This is a genomic window from Curtobacterium sp. MCLR17_036, assembly GCF_003234445.2.
In the GTDB taxonomy this organism is placed as follows: Bacteria; Actinomycetota; Actinomycetes; order Actinomycetales; family Microbacteriaceae; genus Curtobacterium.
In genome coordinates this window covers 2,300,642-2,325,888 of record NZ_CP126269.1, presented here as the reverse complement: position 1 = coordinate 2,325,888, position 25,247 = coordinate 2,300,642, and the positions used below count along the sequence as shown (strand labels likewise).

Genomic DNA, 25,247 nt, shown 5'->3' with positions numbered 1-25,247 from the left:
ACCAAGGAGACACACCCTCGTGACTGACATCGTGTACGACGCCGACGCCGACCTGACGCTCATCCAGGGCAAGAAGGTCGCCGTCATCGGCTACGGCTCGCAGGGCCACGCCCACGCACTCAACCTCCGCGACTCCGGCGTCGAGGTCAAGATCGGCCTCAAGGAGGGCTCGAAGAGCCGTCAGAAGGCCGAAGAGGCGGGCTTCGAGGTCCACACGCCGGCCGAGGCCACCGCCTGGGCGGACGTCGTCGTCATCCTCGCGCCGGACCAGGTCCAGCGCATCGTCTACGCCGAGGACATCGCGCCGAACCTCAAGCCGGGCGCGACGCTCGTCTTCGGGCACGGCTTCAACATCCGCTTCGGCTACATCGAGGCGCCCGAGGGCGTCGACGTGTCGCTCGTCGCCCCGAAGGGTCCGGGCCACACGGTCCGTCGCGAGTACGAGGCCGGCCGCGGCGTCCCCGTCATCGTCGCCGTCGAGGTCGACGCTTCCGGTTCGGCGTGGGAGCTCGCCTGGTCGTACGCGAAGGCCATCGGCGGCCTGCGCTCCGGCGGCATCAAGACGACCTTCACCGAGGAGACCGAGACCGACCTGTTCGGCGAGCAGGCCGTCCTGTGCGGTGGCACCTCGCAGCTCATCCAGTACGGCTTCGAGACCCTGGTCGAGGCGGGCTACCAGCCGCAGATCGCCTACTTCGAGGTCCTGCACGAGCTCAAGCTCATCGTCGACCTCATCTGGGAGGGCGGCCTCACGAAGCAGCGCTGGTCGATCTCCGACACCGCCGAGTTCGGTGACTACGTCTCCGGCCCGCGCGTGATCTCGCCCGAGGTCAAGGAGAACATGAAGGCGGTGCTCGCGGACATCCAGAACGGTGCCTTCGCGAAGCGCTTCATCGACGACCAGGACGCCGGTGCGCCGGAGTTCAAGGCGCTCCGCGCGAAGGGCGAGGGCCACCCGATCGAGGCCACCGGCCGCGAGCTCCGCGCGCTCTTCGCGTGGAAGCAGAACGACGGCGACTACGTCGACGGCTCGGCTGCGCGGTAGTCTCGCAGGACCACTCGATGACGAGGCGGCGGTGTCCCGGCACCGCCGCCTCGCGATGTGACCCGAACGTTATGCATCTCCCTCTTGCCCACAACCACGCCGTGCACCGGCCCGTCCTCGCCGCGCTCGGCGACGATCACCGACGGCCGACGGCCGCTCAGCGCGGCCGCGGTCCGGGGCGCCCCCGACAGCATGGGATGATCGTCGGATGGCGGTGACGAAGCGAGCGGTCCACATCGGCGCCGGCAAGATCGGGCGCGGGTTCGTGGGCCAGTTCCTCGTGGCGAGCGGCTACGAGCTCACCTTCGTCGACGTCGACGAGCGCGTGGTCTCCGCGCTGAACGAGGCCGGGCGATTCGTGGTGCACGAGGTCGGCGAGCTGCCGGTCGAGCACCTCGTGTACGGCTTCCGGGCGCTGAACAGCAAGACCGACCGCGAGCGCGTGGTCCAGGCCATCGCCGAGGCCGACGTCGTCACCACGGCGGTCGGCGCACGCACCCTGCCGCTCGTCGCGCCGCTCATCGCCGAGGGGCTCGCCGCCCGCCCGGCCGAGCGCGGTGACGTCACGGTCGTCGCCTGCGAGAACGCGTTCAACGCCACCGACTCGCTGCACGCGAGCATCCGCCGCGCCCCCATCCTCGAGGACCGCGTCGTCGCGGCCGTGTTCGCGAACTGCGCGATCGACCGCATCGTCCCCGACCAGTCCGGTGTGCTCGGACAGTCCGGCGGCCTCGACGTCGTGCTCGAGCCCTTCTACGAGTGGGTCATCGAGCGCACCCCGTTCCGCGGCTCGGACTCCGAACCGCCGGCGATCGAGGGCGTGACCTGGGTCGACGACCTGCAGCCCTTCGTCGAGCGCAAGCTCTACACGGTGAACACCGCGCACGCGACGGCGGCCTACCACGGCTACGTCCGGGGCATCCGCCTCATCCGCGAGGCCCTCGAGGACTCCGCGGTGCGCGCCGAGGTCGACGGGGTGCTCGCCGAGACCACCGCGCTCCTCGTCGCCAAGCACGGCTTCGACCCCGAGGACCACGCCCGGTACGTCGCGGCGAACCTCTCGCGGATCGCGAACCCGCTCCTGCCGGACACCACGGCGCGCGTCGGACGCAACCCCCTCCGCAAGCTCGGTCGACGGGAGCGCTTCATCGGTCCGGCCTCCCAGCTCGCCGAGCGCGGCCTGCCCGTCGACCACCTGCTCGGCTCGGTCCGTGCCGCGCTCGCCTTCGACGACGAGAACGACCCCGAGTCGATCGAGCTCCACGCGCTGCTGCGTTCCGGGGCGACGGCGCACGCCCTCACCGAGATCCTCACCGGCCTGATGGAGAGCCACCCGCTCTTCCCGGCCGTGCGCGACGTCGTCGCGAGCGTCCTCGAGACGCAGCCCGCCGACGCCTGAGCGCACCCGGTCCGGGGCCCGGGTGGTCCCGTCCGTCGCCGGTCCCTCGTAGGATCGGAGGCATGACCACGGCAGCATCCCCACCAGACGGGTCGACCGACCCGGACGCGCCGAACGCCGTCGACCACGACGACGACGCGCTCAGCTGGGGCGACGCGGACGACGCCACCCACGTCGACGCGGCGCACAACCCGGTCCGCGTGAAGGACCGCGCCTCCCACGACCCCGAGGCGCCGACCGGCTCGGGCGCGCTCGTCGGCATGGGCGTCCTCGGCGGGCTGTACCTGCTCTACACGGTGGCCTGGCTCGTCAGCGCGAGCCTGCTGACGGTCAGCGGCACCGGCCTCGCGGGCGTCGCGTCCGAGACCATGCGCGTGCTCGCGATCATGGCCCCCGCGCTCTGGTTCGCCGCGACGCTCTGGCTCTGCCAGGGGCACCGTGACCGCACGCGGTTCACGTGGCTCGTCGTCGGCGCGGTCGTCCTCATCCCGTGGCCCTTCATCATGACGCGGAGCTTCGGGTGAGCGCGACACCGGTGGAACGCGCCCGGGTCGTCACGATCGGCAAGGTCGTCGTGTGGGTCGTCGCGGCCGTCGCCCTGGCCTACGTCACCTGGCAGGCGGTCGGCAACCTGGTCGGCGTCTCGCGCAACGTCACCGCCTTCAACGAGTTCGCGGCGAGCAACGGCGGGACCACCCTGCAGACGGCCGTGCCGTGGCCGGCACTGGTCGTGGACGTCGCCATCGCGCCCGTGGCCTTCGTCGTCGCCTGGCTGGTGTCGCGGCGGATGGACGTGCTCCGCACGGTCGTCGTCTTCCTCGCCGCCGGCTGCGCCGTCTCCGCGCTCTGGTTCACCCTGCTGCAGTACGTCGCGAGCACGCTGCGAATCGGCGGCTGAGCGATCGGTCCGAGCGATCGGTCCGCGTGACCGCACGACGGACGGGAGGCCCGTGGCGACCCCGCCACGGGCCTCCCGTCCGTCCGGCGCCACCACCCGACCAGCGGGACGGTCGTCACGGACCCGTCGCGTCGATAGCATGGTGGGATACCACCCGTCTCGTGTGAGGAAACAGCAGCTGTGTCGAAGCCGGTCGTCCTGATCGCCGAAGAACTCTCGCCCGCCACGGTCGACGCCCTCGGGCCCGACTTCGAGATCCGGAACGTGGACGGCACCGACCGATCCGCGCTCCTGTCAGCGCTCGCTGACGCGGATGCCGTGCTGGTGCGTTCCGCCACCAAGGTCGACGCCGAGGCGATCGCCGCCGCGCCGGGGCTCAAGGTCGTCGCCCGCGCCGGCGTCGGGCTGGACAACGTCGACATCAAGGCGGCGACCACCGCCGGCGTGATGGTGGTGAACGCGCCGACGTCGAACATCATCTCGGCGGCCGAGCTCACCGTCGGCCACATCCTGTCGCTCGCGCGCCACATCCCCGCGGCGCACGCGTCGCTGGCCGCCGGTGCCTGGAAGCGCTCGTCGTACACCGGCGTCGAGCTGTACGAGAAGACCGTCGGCATCATCGGCCTCGGCCGCATCGGCGCGCTCATCACGCAGCGTCTGCAGGCCTTCGGGGTGTCGGTCATCGCGTACGACCCCTACGTCACCACGACCCGTGCCCAGCAGCTCGGGGTCGAGCTCGTCTCCCTCGAGGACCTGCTGCGCCGCGCGGACTTCACGACGATCCACATGCCGAAGACGCCGGAGACGATCGGCATGATCTCGGACGAGCAGTTCGCGCTCATGAAGCCGACCGCCTTCGTGGTGAACGTCGCCCGCGGCGGGCTCATCGACGAGGACGCCCTGCACCGCGCCCTCACCGCGAACACCATCGCCGGGGCCGGTCTCGACGTCTTCGTGTCCGAGCCGCCGACCGACTCGCCGCTCCTGTCGCTGCCGAACGTGGTCGTCACGCCGCACCTCGGCGCCTCGACCGACGAGGCGCAGGAGAAGGCGGGCGTCTCGGTCGCCAAGTCCGTTCGCCTCGCGCTCGGCGGCGAGCTCGTGCCCGACGCCGTCAACGTCGCCGGCGGGGTCATCGACCCGTACGTGCGTCCCGGCATCCCGCTCGTCGAGAAGCTCGGGCAGGTGTTCACCGCCCTCGCCACGTCGCCCGTCACGAGCATCGACGTCGAGGTCCACGGCGAACTCGGCCAGTACGACGTCAGCGTGCTGAAGCTCGCGGCGCTCAAGGGCGTGTTCACCGACGTCGTCAGCGACCAGGTGTCCTACGTCAACGCGCCGCTCATCGCCGAGCAGCGCGGCGTCACGGTGCGGCTCATCAGCGACACCGACAGCCCCGAGTACCGCAACGTGCTGACGATCCGCGGCGCACAGTCCGACGGCCCGGCGATCAGCGTCTCCGGCACGCTCACCGGGCCGAAGCAGGTCGAGAAGCTCATCGAGATCAACGGGCACGACGTCGAGGTCGCCCTCGGCCAGCACCACGTCGTGATGGTCTACACGGACCGTCCCGGCATCGTGGCCGTCTACGGCAAGGAGTTCGGCGACGCCGGGATCAACATCGCGGCGATGCAGATCTCGCGTCGCGAGGCCGGCGGCCAGGCGCTCAGCGTCCTGACCGTGGACTCCCCGGTGCCGACCGAGATCCTCGAGCACGTGGGCCGGGCGATCGACGCGTCCTCGCTCCGCGAGATCGACATCACGCTCTGATGGAGACGCGCACGCTCAAGCTCGCGGTGATCCGCGGTGACGGCATCGGTCCGGAGGTCGTCGACGAGGCGCTGAAGGTCCTGCACGCCGTGGTCCCGGCCGACCTCGTCGTCGAGGAGACCCCGTTCGCCCTCGGGGCGACCCGGTACCTCGAGACCGGCGACGTCCTCACCGAGGACGACATGGCCGCCCTCGCCACGCACGACGCGATCCTGCTCGGCGCGGTCGGCGGCGACCCGCGTGACCCCCGTCTCGCCGGCGGGATCATCGAACGCGGGCTGCTCCTCAAACTGCGCTTCGCCTTCGACCACCACGTCAACCTGCGGCCGACGAAGGTCCGCGACGCCGTCGCGACCCCGCTCGCGGCGCCCGGCGAGGTCGACTTCGTGGTCGTGCGCGAGGGCACCGAGGGGCCGTACGTCGGCAACGGCGGCGTCATCCGCGCGGGGACGCCGCAGGAGATCGCGACCGAGGTCTCGCTCAACACGGCGTTCGGCGTCGAACGGGTCGTCCGGTACGCGTTCGACCTGGCGGACCGCCGCCCGCGGCGGCACCTGACCCTCGTGCACAAGAGCAACGTCCTCGTGCACGCCGGAGCGCTCTGGCAGCGGACCGTCGCGGCGGTCGGTGCCGAGTACCCCGACGTCACCGTGGACTACCAGCACGTCGACGCGGTCACCATCCACATGGTCCGCGACCCCGCGCGCTTCGACGTGATCGTCACCGACAACCTGTTCGGCGACATCATCACCGACCTCGCCGGCGCGATCAGCGGCGGCATCGGTCTGGCGGCCTCGGGGAACATCAACCCCGACCGCACCTTCCCGAGCATGTTCGAGCCGGTGCACGGCTCCGCCCCGGACATCGCGGGCCAGCAGCTCGCCGACCCCACGGCCGCCGTGCTGTCCGTCGCCCTGCTGCTCGACCACATCGGTCGGAGCGACCTGGCCGCCGCCGTCACGGCAGCGGTCGAGCAGGACCTCGCCGAGCGCGGCACGACGCAGCGGAGCACCGCCGAGATCGGCGACGCGATCGCCGCGGCCGCCACGGCCCGCACCACCTCAGCCTGACAAGGAGTCCCCATGAGCACCGACACCGACGCCGAGTTCGGGCCCACGTTCGCCACCACCCCCTCCGCCGACCGTCGTGCGGCCGCCGAGCGCGAGGAGATCCTCGCGGACCCGGGCTTCGGCAAGCACTTCACCGACCACATGGCGACCGTGCGGTGGACCCTCGACGACGGCTGGCACGACGCGTCGATCCACCCGTACGGACCGCTCACCCTCGACCCGAGCGCGAGCGTGCTGCACTACGCGCAGGAGATCTTCGAGGGGCTGAAGGCCTACCGCCACCAGGACGGCTCGGTGTGGACGTTCCGCCCGGACGCCAACGCCCGTCGCTTCCAGCGGTCGGCCCGACGCCTGGCACTGCCGGAACTGCCGGTCGACGCCTTCGTCGAGTCGATCCGGCAGCTCGTGCGCGCCGACGTCGACTGGGTGCCGTCGGCGCCCGAGACCAGCCTGTACCTGCGGCCGTTCATGATCGCCACCGAGTCCTTCCTGGGGGTGCGGGCCGCACAGGCGGTGGCGTACCACTGCATCGCGAGCCCGGCCGGCGCCTACTTCACGTCGGGACCGAAGCCCGTGTCGATCTGGCTGTCGACCCAGTACGCCCGCGCCGGCAAGGGCGGCACCGGTGCGGCGAAGACCGGTGGCAACTACGCGTCCTCGCTGCTGCCCCAGCAGGAGGCCTACGAGCACGGCTGCCAGCAGGTGATGTTCCTCGACTCGGTGGAGGGCAAGTACCTCGAGGAGCTCGGCGGCATGAACGTCGTCCTGGTGAAGGCCGACGGCACCCTCGTCACACCGGACTCCGACTCGATCCTCGAGGGCATCACCCGCGACTCGATCCTGCAGCTGGCGGAGGACCGGGGACTGCGCGTCGAGCGTCGTCGGGTGACCCTCGACGAGTGGCGCGACGGTGTCGCCGACGGCTCGATCACCGAGGCCTTCGCCTGCGGTACGGCCGCTGTCGTCACACCGATCGCCGAGCTGCGCGGCGACGGGTTCACGATCGGGTCGCCGACCGTGGGCGCGGGGGAGCTGACGATGTCCCTGCGCGACGAGCTCACCGACATCCAGTACGGCCGTCGTCCCGACCCGCACGGGTGGATGACGAAGCTGACCGACGCGTCCTGATCGACCGGCGAGCGTGGGTAGGGTCGAACGGTGAAGATCGCACGGTTCAGCAGCAAGGGTGAAGACCCCCGGTACGGCATCCTCGACGAGCGGCACCTGGTGGTGCTCGCGGGGGACCCGATGTACCAGGGCTTCGAGACCACGGGGGAGCGCGTCGCCCTGGCGGACGCCAAGCTCCTCGCCCCGGTGATCCCGCGGTCGAAGGTCGTCGGTGTCGGGCTCAACTACTCGGAGCACGCGTCCGAGATGGACGAGCGCGCGAGCGACGACCCCGTCGTCTTCCTCAAGCCGAACACGTCGGTGATCGGTCCCGAGGAACCGATCCGGCTCCCCGCCGACGTCGGCCGCGTCGACCACGAGGGCGAACTCGCCATCGTGATCGGCTCGCTCGCCAAGAACGTCCGCCGCGAGGACTTCGCGAGCGTGATCCTCGGGTACACCATCGCGAACGACGTCACCGCCCGTGACCTGCAGGCGCGCGACGGCCAGTGGACCCGGGCGAAGGGCTTCGACACGTTCTGCCCGCTCGGCCCGGTGATCGAGACCGAGATCGACCCTTCGGACATCCGGATCGAGACCCGCGTCGACGGCGACCTGCGTCAGGCGGCCTCGACGAACGAGATGGTGCACGACATCCCGTCGCTCGTCGAGTTCGTCTCGTCGATCTGGACGCTCCTGCCCGGCGACGTGATCCTGACCGGGACACCCGCCGGCGTCGGACAGATCCGCGACGGCGAGGTGGTGGAGGTCACGATCTCCGGCATCGGTTCGCTGAAGAACCCGGTGATCGCGCGGCACTGACGCACGCTCCGAGACGGCCCGTTCCCCAGCAGGGGAGCGGGCCGTCGGCGTTCGTGCCGGATGCCCCGTCGGCACGACACGCCCGGGATGTGGGCTGGCTTGGCGCAGCCGTTCACCTCTGCGTAGAGTAATCACTCGTTGCCGCTGAGGCGGAGAACGGAACGGCCGAGACGGTCACCGGGTCAACACCCGGAGATCTTGTCCGCCACGGTTCTTCCCCGGGCAACGAAACCGAAGCCTCTCTGGCGGAGTCTCCATGTGGGACCGAGCGGGGAGTGCGTCTGGTCCTTGAGAACTCAACAGCGTGCACATTGTCAATGCCAATTTATTGATTGACCTCGTGCCTGGTCGGCTTGCTGACCGGGTCATGATGCAATTCCTTTTGGATTGAAGATTGTCAGTAGACAGTCGACAGTCAGAATCAACTCGCTGACGCCTCGGGTGTTGGTTGTATTTTTTTACGGAGAGTTTGATCCTGGCTCAGGACGAACGCTGGCGGCGTGCTTAACACATGCAAGTCGAACGATGATCAGGAGCTTGCTCCTGTGATTAGTGGCGAACGGGTGAGTAACACGTGAGTAACCTGCCCCTGACTCTGGGATAAGCGTTGGAAACGACGTCTAATACTGGATACGATCACCGGCCGCATGGTCTGGTGGTGGAAAGATTTTTTGGTTGGGGATGGACTCGCGGCCTATCAGCTTGTTGGTGAGGTAATGGCTCACCAAGGCGACGACGGGTAGCCGGCCTGAGAGGGTGACCGGCCACACTGGGACTGAGACACGGCCCAGACTCCTACGGGAGGCAGCAGTGGGGAATATTGCACAATGGGCGAAAGCCTGATGCAGCAACGCCGCGTGAGGGATGACGGCCTTCGGGTTGTAAACCTCTTTTAGTAGGGAAGAAGCGAAAGTGACGGTACCTGCAGAAAAAGCACCGGCTAACTACGTGCCAGCAGCCGCGGTAATACGTAGGGTGCAAGCGTTGTCCGGAATTATTGGGCGTAAAGAGCTCGTAGGCGGTTTGTCGCGTCTGCTGTGAAATCCCGAGGCTCAACCTCGGGCTTGCAGTGGGTACGGGCAGACTAGAGTGCGGTAGGGGAGATTGGAATTCCTGGTGTAGCGGTGGAATGCGCAGATATCAGGAGGAACACCGATGGCGAAGGCAGATCTCTGGGCCGTAACTGACGCTGAGGAGCGAAAGCATGGGGAGCGAACAGGATTAGATACCCTGGTAGTCCATGCCGTAAACGTTGGGCGCTAGATGTAGGGACCTTTCCACGGTTTCTGTGTCGTAGCTAACGCATTAAGCGCCCCGCCTGGGGAGTACGGCCGCAAGGCTAAAACTCAAAGGAATTGACGGGGGCCCGCACAAGCGGCGGAGCATGCGGATTAATTCGATGCAACGCGAAGAACCTTACCAAGGCTTGACATACACCGGAAACGGCCAGAGATGGTCGCCCCCTTGTGGTCGGTGTACAGGTGGTGCATGGTTGTCGTCAGCTCGTGTCGTGAGATGTTGGGTTAAGTCCCGCAACGAGCGCAACCCTCGTTCTATGTTGCCAGCGGGTTATGCCGGGGACTCATAGGAGACTGCCGGGGTCAACTCGGAGGAAGGTGGGGATGACGTCAAATCATCATGCCCCTTATGTCTTGGGCTTCACGCATGCTACAATGGCCGGTACAAAGGGCTGCGATACCGTAAGGTGGAGCGAATCCCAAAAAGCCGGTCTCAGTTCGGATTGAGGTCTGCAACTCGACCTCATGAAGTCGGAGTCGCTAGTAATCGCAGATCAGCAACGCTGCGGTGAATACGTTCCCGGGCCTTGTACACACCGCCCGTCAAGTCATGAAAGTCGGTAACACCCGAAGCCGGTGGCCTAACCCTTGTGGAAGGAGCCGTCGAAGGTGGGATCGGTGATTAGGACTAAGTCGTAACAAGGTAGCCGTACCGGAAGGTGCGGCTGGATCACCTCCTTTCTAAGGAGCATCTGGCACCTCTTGGGGTGTCCAGGCGCCCGATTCGGACCGAACGTGTCCGACGGGTAGCTCATGGGTGGAACATTGACAGTGCAGTCGGGAGTGATGCTTCCGGTCTTAGTACACCTTGCTTGCAGGGTGGGAACGGGTCGGGGTGGAGCTGCTGGCTGGTGCACGTTGTTGGGTCCTGAGGGACCAGGCTTCCCGGCCGAGTGTGGTCGGGGGTTGAGCCGTGACTGGTGGCGAGGTTCTCGCTTGCTGGTTGCTGGTTCTTCGTCGGGCCAGGATGAGTCCACCGTAGGGTGGGGGAGTGCTGGTGCCGATCGTATGTTGAGAACTACACAGTGGACGCGAGCATCTTAGATCGCTCGTGACGATGATGAAGCCTTCGGGTGGAGTTGTTGTTCGAGTCGATCGCAATTTTAATCTTTGTGGTCAAGTTTCTAAGAGCAAACGGTGGATGCCTTGGCATCTGGAGCCGAAGAAGGACGTAGAAATCTGCGATAAGCCTCGGGGAGCTGATAATCGAGCTGTGAGCCGAGGATTTCCGAATGGGGAAACCCCGCCAGGCGCTTTTGTGACCTGGTGACTCCCGCCTGAATATATAGGGCGGGTAGAGGGAACGTGGGGAAGTGAAACATCTCAGTACCCACAGGAAGAGAAAACAACATGTGATTCCGTGAGTAGTGGCGAGCGAAAGCGGATGAGGCTAAACCGATCATGTGTGATAGCCGGCGGGCGTTGCATGGTCGGGGTTGTGGGACACGTCGCTCAGTTCTGCCGGACTGGGGCGGTTACAGCGCATCATAGTCGAACCGGTTTGAAAGCCGGGCCGTAGTGGGTGCCAGCCCCGTAGACGAAATGGTGTTATGGCCGGATGTGTATCCCAAGTAGCACGGGGCCCGAGAAATCCCGTGTGAATCTGTCAGGACCACCTGATAAGCCTAAATACTCCCAGATGACCGATAGCGGACAAGTACCGTGAGGGAAAGGTGAAAAGTACCCCGGGAGGGGAGTGAAATAGTACCTGAAACCGTTTGCTTACAAACCGTCGGAGCCTCCTTGTAGGGGTGACGGCGTGCCTTTTGAAGAATGAGCCTGCGAGTTAGTGATATGTGGCGAGGTTAACCCGTGAGGGGCAGCCGTAGCGAAAGCGAGTCTGAATAGGGCGTTTGAGTCGCATGTTCTAGACCCGAAGCGAAGTGATCTATCCATGGCCAGGTTGAAGCGACGGTAAGACGTCGTGGAGGACCGAACCCACTTCAGTTGAAAATGGAGGGGATGAGCTGTGGATAGGGGTGAAAGGCCAATCAAACTTCGTGATAGCTGGTTCTCTCCGAAATGCATTTAGGTGCAGCGTTGCGTGTTTCTCGCCGGAGGTAGAGCTACTGGATGGCCGATGGGCCTCAACAGGTTACTGACGTCAGCCAAACTCCGAATGCCGGTGAGTGAGAGCGCAGCAGTGAGACGGTGGGGGATAAGCTTCATCGTCGAGAGGGAAACAACCCAGACTACCAACTAAGGTCCCTAAGCGTGTGCTAAGTGGGAAAGGATGTGGAGTTGCATAGACAACCAGGAGGTTGGCTTAGAAGCAGCCACCCTTGAAAGAGTGCGTAATAGCTCACTGGTCAAGTGATTCCGCGCCGACAATGTAACGGGGCTCAAGCACACCACCGAAGTTGTAGATTTCGCACTATAGACAAGCCTTCGTGGTTCAGTCGTGCGGAGTGGTAGGAGAGCGTCGTGTGGCGAGTGAAGCGGCGGAGTGATCCAGCCGTGGACGCTACACGAGTGAGAATGCAGGCATGAGTAGCGAAAGACGGGTGAGAAACCCGTCCTCCGAAAGACCAAGGGTTCCAGGGCCAGGTTAATCCGCCCTGGGTAAGTCGGGACCTAAGGCGAGGCCGACAGGCGTAGTCGATGGACAACGGGTTGATATTCCCGTACCGGCGAACAACCGCCCAAGCTAATCCAGTGGTGCTAAGAGTCCTAACCCGGTGCATCCGGATCCCTTCGGGGTGATGGTGTCCGGTCTAACGCTCGACCCCATGCTGGTGCGGTTAGCGTATGAACAGGTGTGACGCAGGAAGGTAGCTGAGCCAGGCGATGGTATCCGTAAGGTGAACCTGGTGTAAGGATGTAGGGCTGACGATAGGCAAATCCGTCGTCTGTATGCCTGAGATCCGACGCGTACCCGTAAGGGGAAATCAGTGATCCTATGCTGCCGAGAAAAGCATCGACGCGAGGTTGCAGCCGCCCGTACCCGAAACCGACTCAGGTGGTCAGGTAGAGAATACCAAGGAGATCGAGAGAATCGTGGTTAAGGAACTCGGCAAAATGCCCCCGTAACTTCGGGAGAAGGGGGGCCGGACGCGTGACCGGATTTACTCCGTGAGCGTTGAAGGCCGCAGAGACCAGTGGGAAGCGACTGTTTACTAAAAACACAGGTCCGTGCGAAGTCGCAAGACGATGTATACGGACTGACGCCTGCCCGGTGCTGGAAGGTTAAGAGGAAGGGTTAGCCTCACGGCGAAGCTCTGAATTTAAGCCCCAGTAAACGGCGGTGGTAACTATAACCATCCTAAGGTAGCGAAATTCCTTGTCGGGTAAGTTCCGACCTGCACGAATGGCGTAACGACTTCCCAGCTGTCTCAACCGCGAACTCGGCGAAATTGCACTACGAGTAAAGATGCTCGTTACGCGCAGCAGGACGGAAAGACCCCGTGACCTTTACTACAGTTTGGTATTGGTGTTCGGAGTGGCTTGTGTAGGATAGGTGGGAGACTGTGAAGCGGGCACGCTAGTGTTCGTGGAGTCATTGTTGAAATACCACTCTGGTCACTTTGGATGTCTAACGTAGGACCCTGATCGGGTTCATGGACAGTGCCTGATGGGTAGTTTAACTGGGGCGGTTGCCTCCCAAAGAGTAACGGAGGCGCCCAAAGGTTCCCTCAACCTGGTTGGCAATCAGGTGGCGAGTGTAAGTGCACAAGGGAGCTTGACTGTGAGACTGACAGGTCGAGCAGGGACGAAAGTCGGGACTAGTGATCCGGCAGTGGCTTGTGGAAGCGCTGTCGCTCAACGGATAAAAGGTACCTCGGGGATAACAGGCTGATCTTGCCCAAGAGTCCATATCGACGGCATGGTTTGGCACCTCGATGTCGGCTCGTCGCATCCTGGGGCTGGAGTAGGTCCCAAGGGTTGGGCTGTTCGCCCATTAAAGCGGTACGCGAGCTGGGTTTAGAACGTCGTGAGACAGTTCGGTCCCTATCCGCTGCGCGCGTTGGAAATTTGAGAAGATCTATCCCTAGTACGAGAGGACCGGGATGGACGAACCTCTGGTGTGTCAGTTGTTCTGCCAAGGGCACCGCTGATTAGCTACGTTCGGACCGGATAACCGCTGAAAGCATCTAAGCGGGAAGCCGTCTTCGAGATGAGATTTCCATGCACCTTGAGTGTGAGAGGCTCCCAGCAGACTACTGGGTTGATAGGCCGGATGTGGAAGCGGGGACTAACGACCCGTGGAGCTGACCGGTACTAATAAGCCGAAGACTTGACAACACAATTATTTCCCACACCTTCGGGTGTGGGGCTCGCGTCCACTTTGTGGTTCCCGACAGACGATCGGGAATCGAAACTGAATACACCGCTCTGTCACCTTCGGGTGACGGCAGTCGGGACAGCTTTGAGACCAAGTATGATCTGGTCGAAGGTGTTCCGGTGGTCATAGCGAGAGGGAAACGCCCGGTCACATTCCGAACCCGGAAGCTAAGCCTCTCAGCGCCGATGGTACTGCAAGGGGGACCTTGTGGGAGAGTAGGACGCCGCCGGACTTAACTCAGTAAGACCAGGGAACCCCTGACCATTCGTGGTCAGGGGTTTTCTGCGATCCCGGAGCCTGGAGGCCACGGTAGGATCGGCGGGTCATGACTGCGCCATTCACCACTGCCTCCGGCTCCGACATCCGCGTCCGCTTCTGCCCGAGCCCGACGGGGACCCCGCACGTCGGGCTCATCCGCACGGCGCTCTTCAACTGGGCGTACGCGCGCCACACGGGCGGCAAGCTCGTCTTCCGCATCGAGGACACCGACGCCGCCCGTGACAGCGAGGAGTCGTACGCGCAGATCCTCGACGCGCTGCGCTGGCTGCGGCTCGACTGGGACGAGGGCGTGGACGCCGGCGGCGAGCACGGCCCGTACCGGCAGTCCGAGCGCACGGCGATCTACGACGACGTGATCGAACAGCTCAAGGCCTCCGGGCACGTCTACGAGTCCTACGTGACCCCGGACGAGATGGAAGCCCGCAACCGTGCGGCCGGCCGCGACCCGAAGCAGGGCTACGACAACCACGAGCGCGACCTCACCGACGCCGAGCGTCAGGCCTTCCGCGACGAGGGGCGCGAGCCGGCGCTGCGCCTCCGTGTGCCGGACCGCGACCTGAGCTTCGACGACCTGGTGCGCGGGGAGATCACCTTCAAGCAGGGGACCTTCCCGGACTTCGTCGTCGTGCGGCCGAACGGCAAGCCGCTCTACACGTTCACGAACCCGCTGGACGACGCCCTGATGGGCATCACGCACGTGCTCCGGGGTGAGGACCTGCTGTCGTCGACGCCGCGGCAGATCGCGCTCTACGAGGCGCTGTACGAGATCGGGATCGCTCCGGCCATCCCGGTGTTCGGCCACCTGCCGTACGTGATGGGGGAGGGCAACAAGAAGCTCTCGAAGCGCGACCCCGAGTCGAACCTGTTCCACCACCGTGCCGCCGGCATGATCCCGGAGGGGCTCGTCAACTACCTCGCGCTGCTCGGCTGGTCGATCGGCCCGGACCGCGACGTGTTCTCGATCGACGAGATGGTCGCCGCGTTCGACGTGACGCAGGTCAACCCGAACCCGGCCCGCTTCGACCACAAGAAGGCCGAGGCGATCAACGGGGACCACATCCGTCTGCTCGACGCCGACGACTTCCGGTCGCGCCTGCTGCCGTACCTGACCGAGTTCGTCTCGGACCCGGCGACACCGGAGCAGCTTGCGGTCCTCACCAAGGCCGCGCCCCTCGTGCAGGAGCGCATGCAGCTGCTCGGCGAGGCGCCCGCGATGCTCGGCTTCCTGTTCACCGACGACGCCGATCTGGTGGTCGAGGACGACGCGCTCGCCTCGCTGAAGGGCGACACCACCGAGGTCGTCACGGCCAGCACCGCCGCCCTCGAGCAGGTCGAGGACTGGACGACCGAGGCGATCGAGGCCGCGCTCCGTGCGGCGCTCATCGACGGGCTCGGACTGAAGCCGCGGGTGGCCTTCGGGCCGCTCCGCGTCGCGGTGTCCGGCCGACGCATCAGCCCGCCGCTGTTCGAGTCGATGGAGATCCTCGGCAAGGACTCGACCCTGACGCGGCTCCGCGCCTTCGCGGCCCGCTGACCCGCTGACGATGAGCACCACCGAACCGCAGGACGGGCCGGTCGTCCACGACGTCGCGGTGATCGGCGCCGGCCCGGCCGGGCTGAGCGCTGCGCTCAACCTGGTCCGTGCGAAGCGGACGGTGCTGCTCGTCGACGCCAACCGACCCCGGAACGCGGCCACGCTGCGGTCGCACGGGTTCCTGACCCGCGACGGGATCTCGCCGCTCGAGCTCCGCAAGCTCGGCCGTACCGAGGTGGAGGGGTACCCCGAGGCCACGGTCGTGCAGTCCGTCGTCGACCTCGTCACGCCCGACGCCGCGGGGTGGCGCCTGCACGGTGCGTGGCGGGGGACCGAGCTCGACGCACGGGCGCGCGCCGTCGTCGTGGCAACGGGGCTCCGCGAGGAGTTCCCGGCGCTCCCGACGTTGCGGGCGTTCTACGGCACCTCCGTGCACAGCTGCGTCGAGTGCGACGCCTACGACAAGGCCGGTGAGCCCCTCGCGTTCATCTGCGAGACCGACGACGTCGTGGACCGCGCCCTGCTCGTCGCGGCCTGGACGGACGACCTGGTCGTCTACACGAACGGCGTCGCCCGGGTGGACGACGCCGGCCGTGCCCGACTCGCCGCCGCGGGCGTCGTGGTCGACGAGCGACGGGTCGAGGACCTGGAGGGCGACCGGACCGGCATGACCGGCGTCCGGCTCGCCGACGGGCACGTGGAACCCCGCTCCGGTGGCTTCGTGCGCCCGACCTGGCACGCCGACCTCGACTGGCTGCAGGTCGGGGACGGTCCGGACGAGCGTGACGACACGCCCGGAGCGTTCCCGCCGCTCCGTCGGGACGCGGACGGGTTGCTCGTCGTCGACCGGGTCGGTCGGACCTCGGTCCCGGGGCTCTACGCCGTGGGAGACGTGACGCCTCCGGGGCCGGAACAGCTCATCGTGGCTGCCGGCCACGGTGCCGCGACGGCCGCCGCCGTGCACCGGGACCTGGTGGGTGGTCTCACGGACCTCCGGGATGCTGTACAGTAGTTGATCGTGCCCCGGACAACGGGACACGAGGCCGCAGGGCCTCTTGGGGTATGGTGTAATTGGCAACACAGCGGTTTCTGGTACCGTCGTTCTTGGTTCGAGTCCAGGTACCCCAGCACTCGACGAACAGCCCCCGGGATCTTCCCGGGGGCTGTTCTCGTCTCTGCAGGTGATCCGCGAGACCGACGCGTCGCGTCGTGGAGGCGCCCGTCGCCGTGTCGCCGGACCACGGACGGACAGGAGGCGCGGTGCGGGGCCGCGCCGTGCCTCCCGTCCGGCAGCCGGTCCCGTCCCCGGACAGTGCGCCGCCGCGCCGACCGCGCCACCTGCGCGGCGGTTGCGGGTTTCCGTATCCGCGCCGGAGTGTCCGCAAGCGCATCGGACCCGCATTGACCGCTGCCCCGCCCACGGCGATGGTTGGACCGCGGGCGAGGGTACCCACTCGGCCGCGTTCCCGGTGGCGACGGTGCCGTGCCCACCCGACGGCGGCGTCCCGTGCCGTCGCGGCGTCGTCAGCGGACGCCGGTCCCACTCCGAGACACCCGACCGCAACCCTGACCCGACAGGACCGTGCTCATGCCCGTTCGAACCGTCCGCCCCGCAGACCCGCGGGTCTCCGTCGTCATCCCGGCCCGCAACGAGGCCCGCAACCTCGAGATCATCCTGCCGATGCTCCCGCCCGTGCACGAGGTGATCCTGGTCGACGGCAACTCGGTCGACGACACCGTCGCGACGGCGCAGCGCGTGCTGCCCGGCATCCGTGTCGTGCACCAGACCCGCAAGGGCAAGGGCAACGCGCTCGCCTGCGGGTTCGAAGCCGTGACCGGCGACGTGGTCGTCATGTTCGACGCCGACTGCTCCGCCGACCCCGACGAGATCCCGCGCTTCGTGCAGGCGCTCGTCGACGGCGCCGACGTCGCGAAGGGCACCCGGTACGCCCTCGGCGGGGGGAGCGACGACATCACGATCCTGCGCAACCTCGGCAACCGCGGGCTGAACGCGCTGTGCAACGTCATCCTCGGCACCCGGTACAGCGACCTCTGCTACGGCTACAACGCCTTCTGGGCGGACGTCCTGCCGGAGATCGGGCTGCTCTCCTCCGAGCTGCCGCGCCCGGCCGACGGGACGATGCTCTGGGGCGACGGCTTCGAGATCGAGACCGTCCTGACCTGCCGCTGGTCGTCGGCCGCGTTGGCGATCACCGAGGTGCCGAGCCACGAGAAGCTCCGCGTGCACGGTCACAGCAACCTCAACGCCGTCACGGACGGCATCCGCGTGCTGAAGTCGATCATGCACGAGCGTCGTCGCGCCGTCGCCGGCCGTGCCGAGGCACGTCGCGTCGCCGTGCACGCCGTCCCCCCGATCGTCGCCGGCCAGCCGGCGGCGGCGCACGGCGCTCCCGTCGCGGCCGCTGCGGCCGCCGCCGTGGTCGTCGGCCTCGAGGAGGACGTCGCGTGACGACCGTCGCGGTCGTCATCTGCGCGTACACGCAGCAGCGGTGGGGCGACCTGCAGGACAGCGTCGAGTCCGCCGTCCGCCAGTCCGAGCAGCCCGAGGTGGTCGTGGTGATCGACCACGAGCCCGAGCTCCTGGCCCGGGCGTCGGCGCGGTGGCCCGACCTGCGGGTCGTGCCGAACACCGAGGACCGCGGGCTCTCCGGCGCGCGGAACACCGGCGTCGCCCTGACCGAGGCGGACGTGGTCGCGTTCCTCGACGACGACGCCACGGCGGACCCCGACTGGTTGCGCCACCTGCTCGCAGCGCTCGAGGACCCCGAGGTCGTCGGCGTCGGCGGCCGTGCGACGCCGTCCTGGCCGACCGCCACCGGGGCCGGCCCCTACGCCGACGAGCTGCTCTGGATCGTCGGGTGCTCGTACCGCGGGCTGCCGGAGGCGCCGGGCGACGTCCGGAACGTGATCGGGTCGAGCATGGCGTTCCGCCGCGAGGCGATCCTGCTGGCCGGGGGCTTCCGCTCCGGCATCGGCCGTGTCGGCGACCAGCCCCTCGGCTGCGAGGAGACCGAGCTGTGCATCCGGATCGCCCAGGTGCGGCCCGGCGCACGGATCCGGTACGAGCCGCGGTCGAACGTCGCGCACCGGGTCTCGCCGGACCGCGTGACCGTGCGCTACCTGCGCCGTCGGAGCTACTACGAGGGCATCTCGAAGGCGGTGCTCAGCCGGCGCGTCGGCACGGGTGACTCGCTCGCGAGCGAGTCGACGTACCTGACTCGGGTCATCCCCGGCGCCGTCCTGCGCGAACTCGGCCGGATCGGCCGCGGCGGCGGGCGCCGGGCCGGCGCGATCGTGCTGTCCGTCGCCGCGACCGTCCTCGGCTACGCCGTGGGCCGGGTGCTCGGCGGCGTGGTCGTCACCACGCCGGCGGCCCGCCCGGTCGAGCAGCCGGTGAGCGCGAGGTGACCGGCACGACGATCGCGCCGGTCACCTCGCCGGACCCGTCCGGCCCGCCCGCGTCCGACGACGGCACACCGGTGCGCGACGGCCGCGACCGGGTGATGGGACCCGCCGCGCGGCTCACGGCCGCTGCGACGGTCGTGGCCACGCTCGTCGTCGCGCTCGTCGGCACGGTCGCGGACCTGCCGACCCTGCGGGGGAGCGCCGTCGGGGTCTTCCTGTTCGCACTGCTCGGCGTCGCGCCGCTCCTGCTCGTCCGGCCGATGCCGCTCGCGCGGTTCGCCGTCCTCGCCGTCGCCGGCTCCCTGGTCGGGACGATCGGCATCGGGTACGCCATGGCGACCGCCCACAGCTGGGAGCCGTCCGGACCGTTCGTCGCCCTGGTCGTCGGCACCGTGGTGGTGCTCAACGTCGTCGTGCCGCGCGACCTGCGGGCGCTGCGGGCGCTGCGGACAGCACGCCCGGCCGGTGCGCCGCGCGGGTGGCGCGCCGGACCGACCACGATCGTCACGACGCTCTCGCTCGTCGGGCTGGGCATCGTGGTCGTCGCCGCGGTGACCCACGTCGGCGACCCCGTGCCCGCCGGGCTGTTCGGCTCGCTCGGGCCCGGGCTCGTCGTCGGGCTCGTCCTGGTGGTCGCCGCGACGGTGCTGGCACTCGTCCGCGGACGCGGACTCGCGGTCCCCGTCGTGGTGCTCGGCGGTGTCGTCCAGCTCGCACAGGCGATCACGTACGGCGTGCCGACCGTGACCGCCGCAGCCCGGCACATCGGCGTCCTCGAGTACATCCGGCAGCACGGCGGCACCGATCCCGCCGCCGACATCTTCCAGACGTGGTCCGGCCTGTTCGCCGGCGGTGCCTGGGTGGCCGACGTCGGCGGCATCGTCGACACGATGACGATCGCCGCGTGGGTGCCGGTCCTGCTCGCGTTCAGCACGACCATCGCCGTCGGGGTGCTCGCGGCACACTGGTTGCCCGGGGCCCGACGCCCCTGGGTCGCCGCGCTGCTCACCGCGATGACGGGGTCGCTCAACACGACGTACTTCTCGCCGCAGTCGACGGGCATCCTGCTGTCCGTGGTCATCCTGGTGCTCGCGACCGGGCCCGTCCGGGACGCCACGACCCCCTCCCTCGCGCGCACCCGGACCGTCGGGCCGACCCGCATCGTCGCCATCGCGGTGATCGGCGTCGTGCTCGCCGTCACGCACCAGATCTCGCCGTACCTGACGGTCGCCGCGCTCGTCGTCCTGGTGGTCTTCCGACTGCTCCGGCCCTGGTGGTTGCCGGCCGTCGTGCTCGTGCCGGCGGTGGTGTTCGCCGCGTTGAACGGCGACGTGCTCGGCAAGTTCCTGTCCCTGGCCGCCGTCGGCCGTGTGCTCGACAACGTCCAGCCGCCCGCCCACGACCTGACCGTGCTGCCGCGACCGCTCGTCACCCGGTTGGCGTTCGACGTGCCGGCGGCGGCGCTCGTGCTGCTCGGCATCGCGGCGGTCGTCACGGTGCTGCTCCGCCGGGACCGCGTGCACTGGGCCCTGCTCGCCGCGGCGGCGAGCCCGGTGTCGCTGCTCGTCGCGACGAACTACGGCCAGGAGGGCGTGTTCCGCGTCGTCCTGTTCGCGACGCCCTGGATCGCCGTCCTCGCCGCAGCGCTCCCGCTGCCGGCCGGTCGGTTCGCACCCGTCGGCGCGCTGCTTCGTCGGGTGGGCCGTCCCACCGCGGTGCGGTACGCGGTCGCCGCTGCGGGGGTCGCCGCGCTCGTCGCGGTCGGGGCGTTCGGGCAGACCGCGCTCGACTGGAACCGCGTGATGACCCGCAGTCAGTCCGAGGCCACGCGGCTGTACGACCGCACCGCACCCGCAGGATCGGTGATGCTGCTGACCGGCTCGGCGAACGCGGTGCCGAGCAACACCGGCGCGCGGTACTTCGACGTCGGCTACCTGTCCCGCGAGGCCCTGGGACCGTACCCGTCCCCGCAGGGCTACGACGCGACCGCCGACGTGTCCGTCCTGACCCGGGAGCTCGTGCAGAACTGGGCCGCGACGAAGTACTACGCGCTCGTCGCCGAACCGTTCGGCGCCTACGACGAGCGGTACGGCTACCAGAGCGACGCCGACTACCAGCGGCTCGCCCGGGCGATGGCGTCCTCGTCGCAGTGGCAGCGGGTCTGGTCGTCCGGAACCACGACGCTCTACGAGCTCACGCCGGCGGGGCTGCGCCGGGCCGCCGGGGCCGCGGGGTGACCCGCGTCGGACCGACGCTCGACCCCCGTGCCGCAGCCGCGAACGGCGCGCCGGCGGCGCACGCCACCGGGCGCTCCCGACACCGCCGTGCGGCGGGCAGCGGCCGCCGTGCCGCGCTCGTCGCCGCGGCGGTCGTGGTCGCCGCGGCCGTCGTCGCCGGTGCCACGACCGGGCGGGGCGTCGACGCGGTCGACCCGAGCGGAGCGGTGATGCCGACGGCCGACGGCGGCGGCGGGTGGCAGCGCGTCTTCGCCGAGGACTTCGCCGAACCGACCGCGACGGGCGCCTTCGAGCGCACCTACGGCGACCGGTTCTCGGTGTACCACGGGTTCGCGGACACCGCCGGGACGGGCCGCTACCAGGCCTCCGCCCTGAGCGCGCACGGCGGCGTGCTCGACGTGCACCTGCGCACCACCGCGGGCGGCACACCGCTCGCCGGCGGCGTCGTCCCCCTGGTCGACGGCCGGTGGGGCGGACAGACCGCTGGTCGGTACAGCATCCGCATGAAGAGTGACCGCGTCGACGGCTACGGCGTCGCGGTGCTGCTCTGGAGCGACGACAACGTCTGGGCGGACGGCGAGGTCGACTTCCCCGAGGGTGCGCTCGGCGGCACGGCCGGGCTCAACGTGCACTGCGTGGGCGACCCGGAGCAGAAGTGCGTGCAGCACGAGACCGCTGCGTCGCTGGCCGACTGGCACACGTACACGATCGAGTGGACGCGCTCGCGGATGTCGTTCCTGGTCGACGGTGCCCTCGTCGGCACGACGACCGAGTCGATCCCGACGGCCCCGATGCACCTGGTCGTGCAGGCCGGCTCGATCGCCGGTGTCCCGCCGCGGAGCGCCGCCGGGTCCCTGCTCGTCGACTGGGTGACGATCGACGTGCCCGCGGCCGGCGCCGACCCGCAGGCGACCACGCCGGACCGTGACGGGCGCTGAGCGCCGGCACGGTGCGTGACGGGCGCTGAGCGCCGGCACGGTGCGTGACGGGCGCCGGGCGCCGGCACGGTGCGTGACGGGCGCTGGGCGCCGGCGCGGTGTGCGACGGGCGCTGGGCGCTGGGCGGCGGCGCGGTGCGTGACGGGCGCTGGGCGGCGGCGCGGTGTGCGACGGGCGCTGGGCGCTGGGCGCCGGCGCGGTGTGCGACGGGCGTGGGCGCCGAGGCGGTGCGCGACGGGCGCTGGGCGCCGGCATGGTGCGCGGCGGGCGCTGGGCGCCGACGCGGTGTGTGCCGTGCGCTGCGCGCCCGCGCAGTGTGCGGGCGCTCGGCGCCGGGTCGGTGCTCGGCGCGGTGCGGCTTGGCGAGCCGCCCCCTACCGGACGCGCGCCCACGTGCCGCCGTCAGGACGAGGTCGCCGCGCCTCGTCCTCGAGCCGACCGCAGCCGGACGACGAACCACGGCAGGCAGGCGAGCACCCCGGCGGCCCGCACCCAGTTCCAGAGCGCGTCCTCCGGTACGAAGAGCGACGCGGCCGCCACGAGGAGCGCCCCGGCCACCGGGAGCACGACCGCGGGACCCGGGCCGTTCCAGGCACGCCGGTCGGGCAGGACCGCGAGCTGCAGCACCGCGAGCACGACGTACGCCAGGACGGTCGCGGCGCCGGCGCCGGCGATGCCGAACAGCGGGACGAGCACGAGGTTCGCGCCGATGTTCACCGCTCCGGCGACGGCCGCGATGACGCCGACGGCCACGCCGCGTCGCTCCACGAGCAGCAGCCGGCCGGTGGCGCCGCTCGCGACGACCGGCAGGGCCGTGACCGCGACGATGAAGACGACGACCGTGAGCCCCTGCACCCGGTAGGACGCCGGCGCCAGGACGGGCAGGGCGATCGGCGACACCAGGGTCACCGCGAGGAGCACGGGCGCGAGCAACCGGTACAGCTCGTCGCGGGCGTGCACGGCGAGCTCGCGCCGGGCCACGGCGTCGCGGACCGCGGCGAAGTGCGGCGCCCACGCCTGGTTCGTGAACGTGAGCAGCAGGATGACCGCCGACCCGACGACGTAGGCGATCTGGTAGCGCGCGACCTCGTCCGGACCGAGCAGCCGCTGCACGACGATCCGGTCGCCGGCGTTCAGCACGAAGTACGACAGGTTCCCGAGCGCCACCGGGATGCCGAGACGGAACGCGCGGGCGGTCGTCCTGCGGTCGAGCAGCCCCGCGATCCGCGGTCGCGTCGCTGCGATCCCCACCACCATCGCCGCGCCCTGCGCGACGACACCGCCCCACGCGTACGTGGTGGCGTCGGCGTGCACGGCGGCGAGCAGGCCGAGCCCGATGACGGACCCGCCGATCGACGACAGCAGGCTCGTCACGGCGAAGACGCGGATGCGGTCCTGGGCGACGAGCACCGCGAGGGACAGCTGGACGATCGCCGACGGCCCCGTCCAGAGCACGGCGACGAGGAGCAGCGGGTGTGCGCCGACGAACCCGGCGGCGTCGCCCCACGCGGGGATCGTCGCGAGCGCGACCGCAATCACGACGGCGGCGGTGACGACCCCGACCGCGAGCAGCCCGCGGGCCCGGCGGTCGTCGCCGTCCTCGGCACGCTGCAGGACGGTCGCCTGGTCGAGGCCGGCGACCGCCAGCACGACGAGCGCCTGGTACAGAGCGATCGCCGATGCCAGGACGCCGAACTCCGACGGCGGCATGAGGTGCGCGAGCACGGGCGAGATGAGCGACGAGACGACGAGCTGCATCGACCAGACGACGACGTAGAGCAACCCGCGGCCGAACAGGACCGAGGCGCCCTTGCGGACGGCTGATGCACCGCCGTCCTCGCCGTCCCGGGTGGCCCGGGCCTGCCGCCGGGTCTGCGGGGGCAGGGTCACGAGGCGACCGCGGCGGCCAGGCCCGGACGCAGCCCGAACGCGCCGTCGACGACGTCGAGCAGGTCGGCGCTGCGGTCCGTCGAGAACTTCCGCGCGAAGACCTGCGGCAGCGCGTCCGCGGTGTCGGTCCGGCCGGCGAGGAGCCGCCCGGCGTCCTCGATGGTCAGCCACGGCGGGCTCTTCTGCGCCGTGCCGTCCCACCCGATCCACCACAGCGAGTGCGGCACGTGCTCGTCGGCGAAGCCGGGCACCAGCGCGGGGGAGCCGAGCACGGAGAGCACGAACGTCTCGTCGGCCACCCAGGTGCGCCGCCAGAAGTCCGTCAGGTCCGGCCGGCGGTCCACCGTGTCGACGACCGCGGCCGCGTGCCGGCGCGCGAGGACCTTGAGCTGCGAGCCACCCGTCAGCACGACGTCACGCGGCGCTCGCCGGGGCACCGGCAGCCGCAGCATGTGCTTCCGCCAGGCCCAGTGCCGGTAGCGGATCCGGCCGACACCGCCGTCGCGACCCCACTCGGGGTGCGGCAGCGGGTGCGCGAACACGAACGAGCGGTCCCGGTGTGCCTCGAGCAGCGCCGTCGTCTCCGCCGGGGACGCCAACGGGTAGTCGCTGCCGGTCAGCACGGCGACGTGCGTCGCGTCCGTCTCGGCGAGCGCCGCACGGTAGCCGGCGACCTCGGCCTCGACGTTCTCCCACCGGGCCCAGCCGGTCCGGATCCGCGGCAGCAACCGCACCCGGTCGGGCAGCCCCTCGGTCATCGCCTGGTGGACGTCGTCCGGCGTCCGGGAGTCGCAGTGCAGGAACACGGGGAACGGGTCGAGCGCCTCGACGAGCCGCCGGACGTGCACGGGGTCCTCGTGCGCGAGGACGACGCAGGCCGGAGCCGCGGGGGAGATGGCCATGGACGCGACGCTAGGTGCACGCGATCGGGGCGACAAGGCGCCCGTGGGGCCACTGCGGTGAAGCGGCGGTTTCCCGCACCGGGCCCGAGGATCAGCGCTGTCGGCGGAACCTCGGGCAGTCGCACAGTGCGCAGTCGCTGCCCGGGCGGTAGTGCTCGTGGGCGTCCTGCACGTGGCCGCAGACGCAGGTGGGGACGCCGAGCTCGGTCGTGGGGCCCAGCGACATGCGTCCTCCTCGTGCCCGACGTGCTGCCGCCGGTCCTGTCGTCGATCCTAGGGGCAGCGCCCGGGAGCCGCCCGGACCGCGGAACCCGGTCCGCTCCGCCCGCCCGTCCGGGCACCTGGCGGCA

At 69.0% G+C, this 25,247-nt stretch carries 17 protein-coding genes, 1 tRNA gene and 3 rRNA genes; 18 read left to right on the top strand and 3 right to left on the bottom strand.

Translation table 11 applies throughout. The features are described 5' to 3' along the window. Positions 1 to 19 precede the first annotated feature (19 nt). From ilvC to DEI99_RS10790, 18 genes are all read left to right on the top strand, one after another. Complete coding sequence (ilvC, locus tag DEI99_RS10875; RefSeq protein ID WP_111042869.1) at positions 20 to 1,045, top strand: ketol-acid reductoisomerase; 1,026 nt, start codon at positions 20 to 22, stop codon at positions 1,043 to 1,045. A gap of 208 nt (positions 1,046 to 1,253) precedes the next feature. Beyond that, on the top strand, positions 1,254 to 2,444 hold the full coding sequence (locus tag DEI99_RS10870) for a mannitol-1-phosphate 5-dehydrogenase (RefSeq protein WP_111042868.1): 1,191 nt from the start codon (positions 1,254 to 1,256) through the stop codon (positions 2,442 to 2,444). A gap of 62 nt (positions 2,445 to 2,506) precedes the next feature. Beyond that, positions 2,507 to 2,968 (top strand): hypothetical protein, encoded by a 462-nt coding sequence (locus DEI99_RS10865; protein ID WP_111042867.1) that lies wholly within the window; start codon positions 2,507 to 2,509, stop codon positions 2,966 to 2,968. After that, complete coding sequence (locus tag DEI99_RS10860; RefSeq protein ID WP_146247192.1) at positions 2,965 to 3,342, top strand: hypothetical protein; 378 nt, start codon at positions 2,965 to 2,967, stop codon at positions 3,340 to 3,342. Before DEI99_RS10865 ends, DEI99_RS10860 begins: the two co-directional genes overlap by 4 nt. A gap of 180 nt (positions 3,343 to 3,522) precedes the next feature. Continuing rightward, positions 3,523 to 5,112: a phosphoglycerate dehydrogenase gene (gene serA / locus DEI99_RS10855; protein ID WP_071261842.1), complete on the top strand. Its 1,590-nt coding sequence runs from the start codon at positions 3,523 to 3,525 to the stop codon at positions 5,110 to 5,112. Further along, positions 5,112 to 6,182: a 3-isopropylmalate dehydrogenase gene (locus tag DEI99_RS10850; protein WP_111042865.1), complete on the top strand. Its 1,071-nt coding sequence runs from the start codon at positions 5,112 to 5,114 to the stop codon at positions 6,180 to 6,182. The genes serA and DEI99_RS10850 overlap by 1 nt, the downstream gene beginning before the upstream one ends. 12 nt (positions 6,183 to 6,194) lie before the next feature. Further along, positions 6,195 to 7,310: a branched-chain amino acid aminotransferase gene (locus DEI99_RS10845; protein ID WP_111042864.1), complete on the top strand. Its 1,116-nt coding sequence runs from the start codon at positions 6,195 to 6,197 to the stop codon at positions 7,308 to 7,310. 30 nt (positions 7,311 to 7,340) lie between these two features. After that, on the top strand, positions 7,341 to 8,111 hold the full coding sequence (locus DEI99_RS10840) for a fumarylacetoacetate hydrolase family protein (RefSeq protein ID WP_071261851.1): 771 nt from the start codon (positions 7,341 to 7,343) through the stop codon (positions 8,109 to 8,111). A gap of 457 nt (positions 8,112 to 8,568) precedes the next feature. Then, a 16S ribosomal RNA gene (locus DEI99_RS10835) occupies positions 8,569 to 10,090 on the top strand. Positions 10,091 to 10,523: 433 nt separating this feature from the next. Next, positions 10,524 to 13,651: ribosomal RNA gene (locus tag DEI99_RS10830) — 23S ribosomal RNA — on the top strand. A gap of 155 nt (positions 13,652 to 13,806) precedes the next feature. Continuing rightward, positions 13,807 to 13,923 (top strand): 5S ribosomal RNA (gene rrf, locus DEI99_RS10825). Together the 16S, 23S and 5S rRNA genes form the textbook arrangement of a ribosomal RNA operon. A gap of 93 nt (positions 13,924 to 14,016) precedes the next feature. After that, positions 14,017 to 15,504, top strand: coding sequence for a glutamate--tRNA ligase (gltX, locus tag DEI99_RS10820; RefSeq protein WP_111042464.1), 1,488 nt, complete (start codon positions 14,017 to 14,019; stop codon positions 15,502 to 15,504). Positions 15,505 to 15,514: 10 nt separating this feature from the next. Beyond that, positions 15,515 to 16,516 (top strand): NAD(P)/FAD-dependent oxidoreductase, encoded by a 1,002-nt coding sequence (locus DEI99_RS10815; protein ID WP_111042465.1) that lies wholly within the window; start codon positions 15,515 to 15,517, stop codon positions 16,514 to 16,516. Positions 16,517 to 16,560: 44 nt separating this feature from the next. After that, a tRNA-Gln gene (locus DEI99_RS10810) sits at positions 16,561 to 16,632 on the top strand. Between the two features lie 460 nt (positions 16,633 to 17,092). Then, a complete protein-coding gene (locus DEI99_RS10805; protein ID WP_258369502.1) occupies positions 17,093 to 17,974 on the top strand; it encodes a glycosyltransferase family 2 protein in 882 nt (293 codons plus the stop codon). Next, positions 17,971 to 18,933, top strand: coding sequence for a glycosyltransferase family 2 protein (locus tag DEI99_RS10800; protein ID WP_111042466.1), 963 nt, complete (start codon positions 17,971 to 17,973; stop codon positions 18,931 to 18,933). The genes DEI99_RS10805 and DEI99_RS10800 overlap by 4 nt, the downstream gene beginning before the upstream one ends. After that, the gene (locus DEI99_RS10795) at positions 18,930 to 21,167 is read left to right on the top strand and encodes a hypothetical protein (RefSeq protein ID WP_111042467.1); all 2,238 of its coding nucleotides are present in this window, start codon (positions 18,930 to 18,932) and stop codon (positions 21,165 to 21,167) included. The genes DEI99_RS10800 and DEI99_RS10795 overlap by 4 nt, the downstream gene beginning before the upstream one ends. Further along, positions 21,164 to 22,105: a glycoside hydrolase family 16 protein gene (locus DEI99_RS10790; RefSeq protein ID WP_146247161.1), complete on the top strand. Its 942-nt coding sequence runs from the start codon at positions 21,164 to 21,166 to the stop codon at positions 22,103 to 22,105. Before DEI99_RS10795 ends, DEI99_RS10790 begins: the two co-directional genes overlap by 4 nt. A gap of 402 nt (positions 22,106 to 22,507) precedes the next feature. Here the strand turns inward: DEI99_RS10790 and DEI99_RS10785 are convergent, their stop codons facing one another. From DEI99_RS10785 to DEI99_RS10775, 3 genes are all read right to left on the bottom strand, one after another. Continuing rightward, positions 22,508 to 23,995 (bottom strand): lipopolysaccharide biosynthesis protein, encoded by a 1,488-nt coding sequence (locus DEI99_RS10785; RefSeq protein WP_111042469.1) that lies wholly within the window; start codon positions 23,993 to 23,995, stop codon positions 22,508 to 22,510. After that, a complete protein-coding gene (locus tag DEI99_RS10780) occupies positions 23,992 to 24,897 on the bottom strand; it encodes a beta-1,6-N-acetylglucosaminyltransferase (RefSeq protein ID WP_111042470.1) in 906 nt (301 codons plus the stop codon). Before DEI99_RS10780 ends, DEI99_RS10785 begins: the two co-directional genes overlap by 4 nt. Positions 24,898 to 24,988: 91 nt before the next feature. Next, complete coding sequence (locus tag DEI99_RS10775) at positions 24,989 to 25,123, bottom strand: hypothetical protein (RefSeq protein ID WP_258369505.1); 135 nt, start codon at positions 25,121 to 25,123, stop codon at positions 24,989 to 24,991. Positions 25,124 to 25,247: the final 124 nt, after the last annotated feature.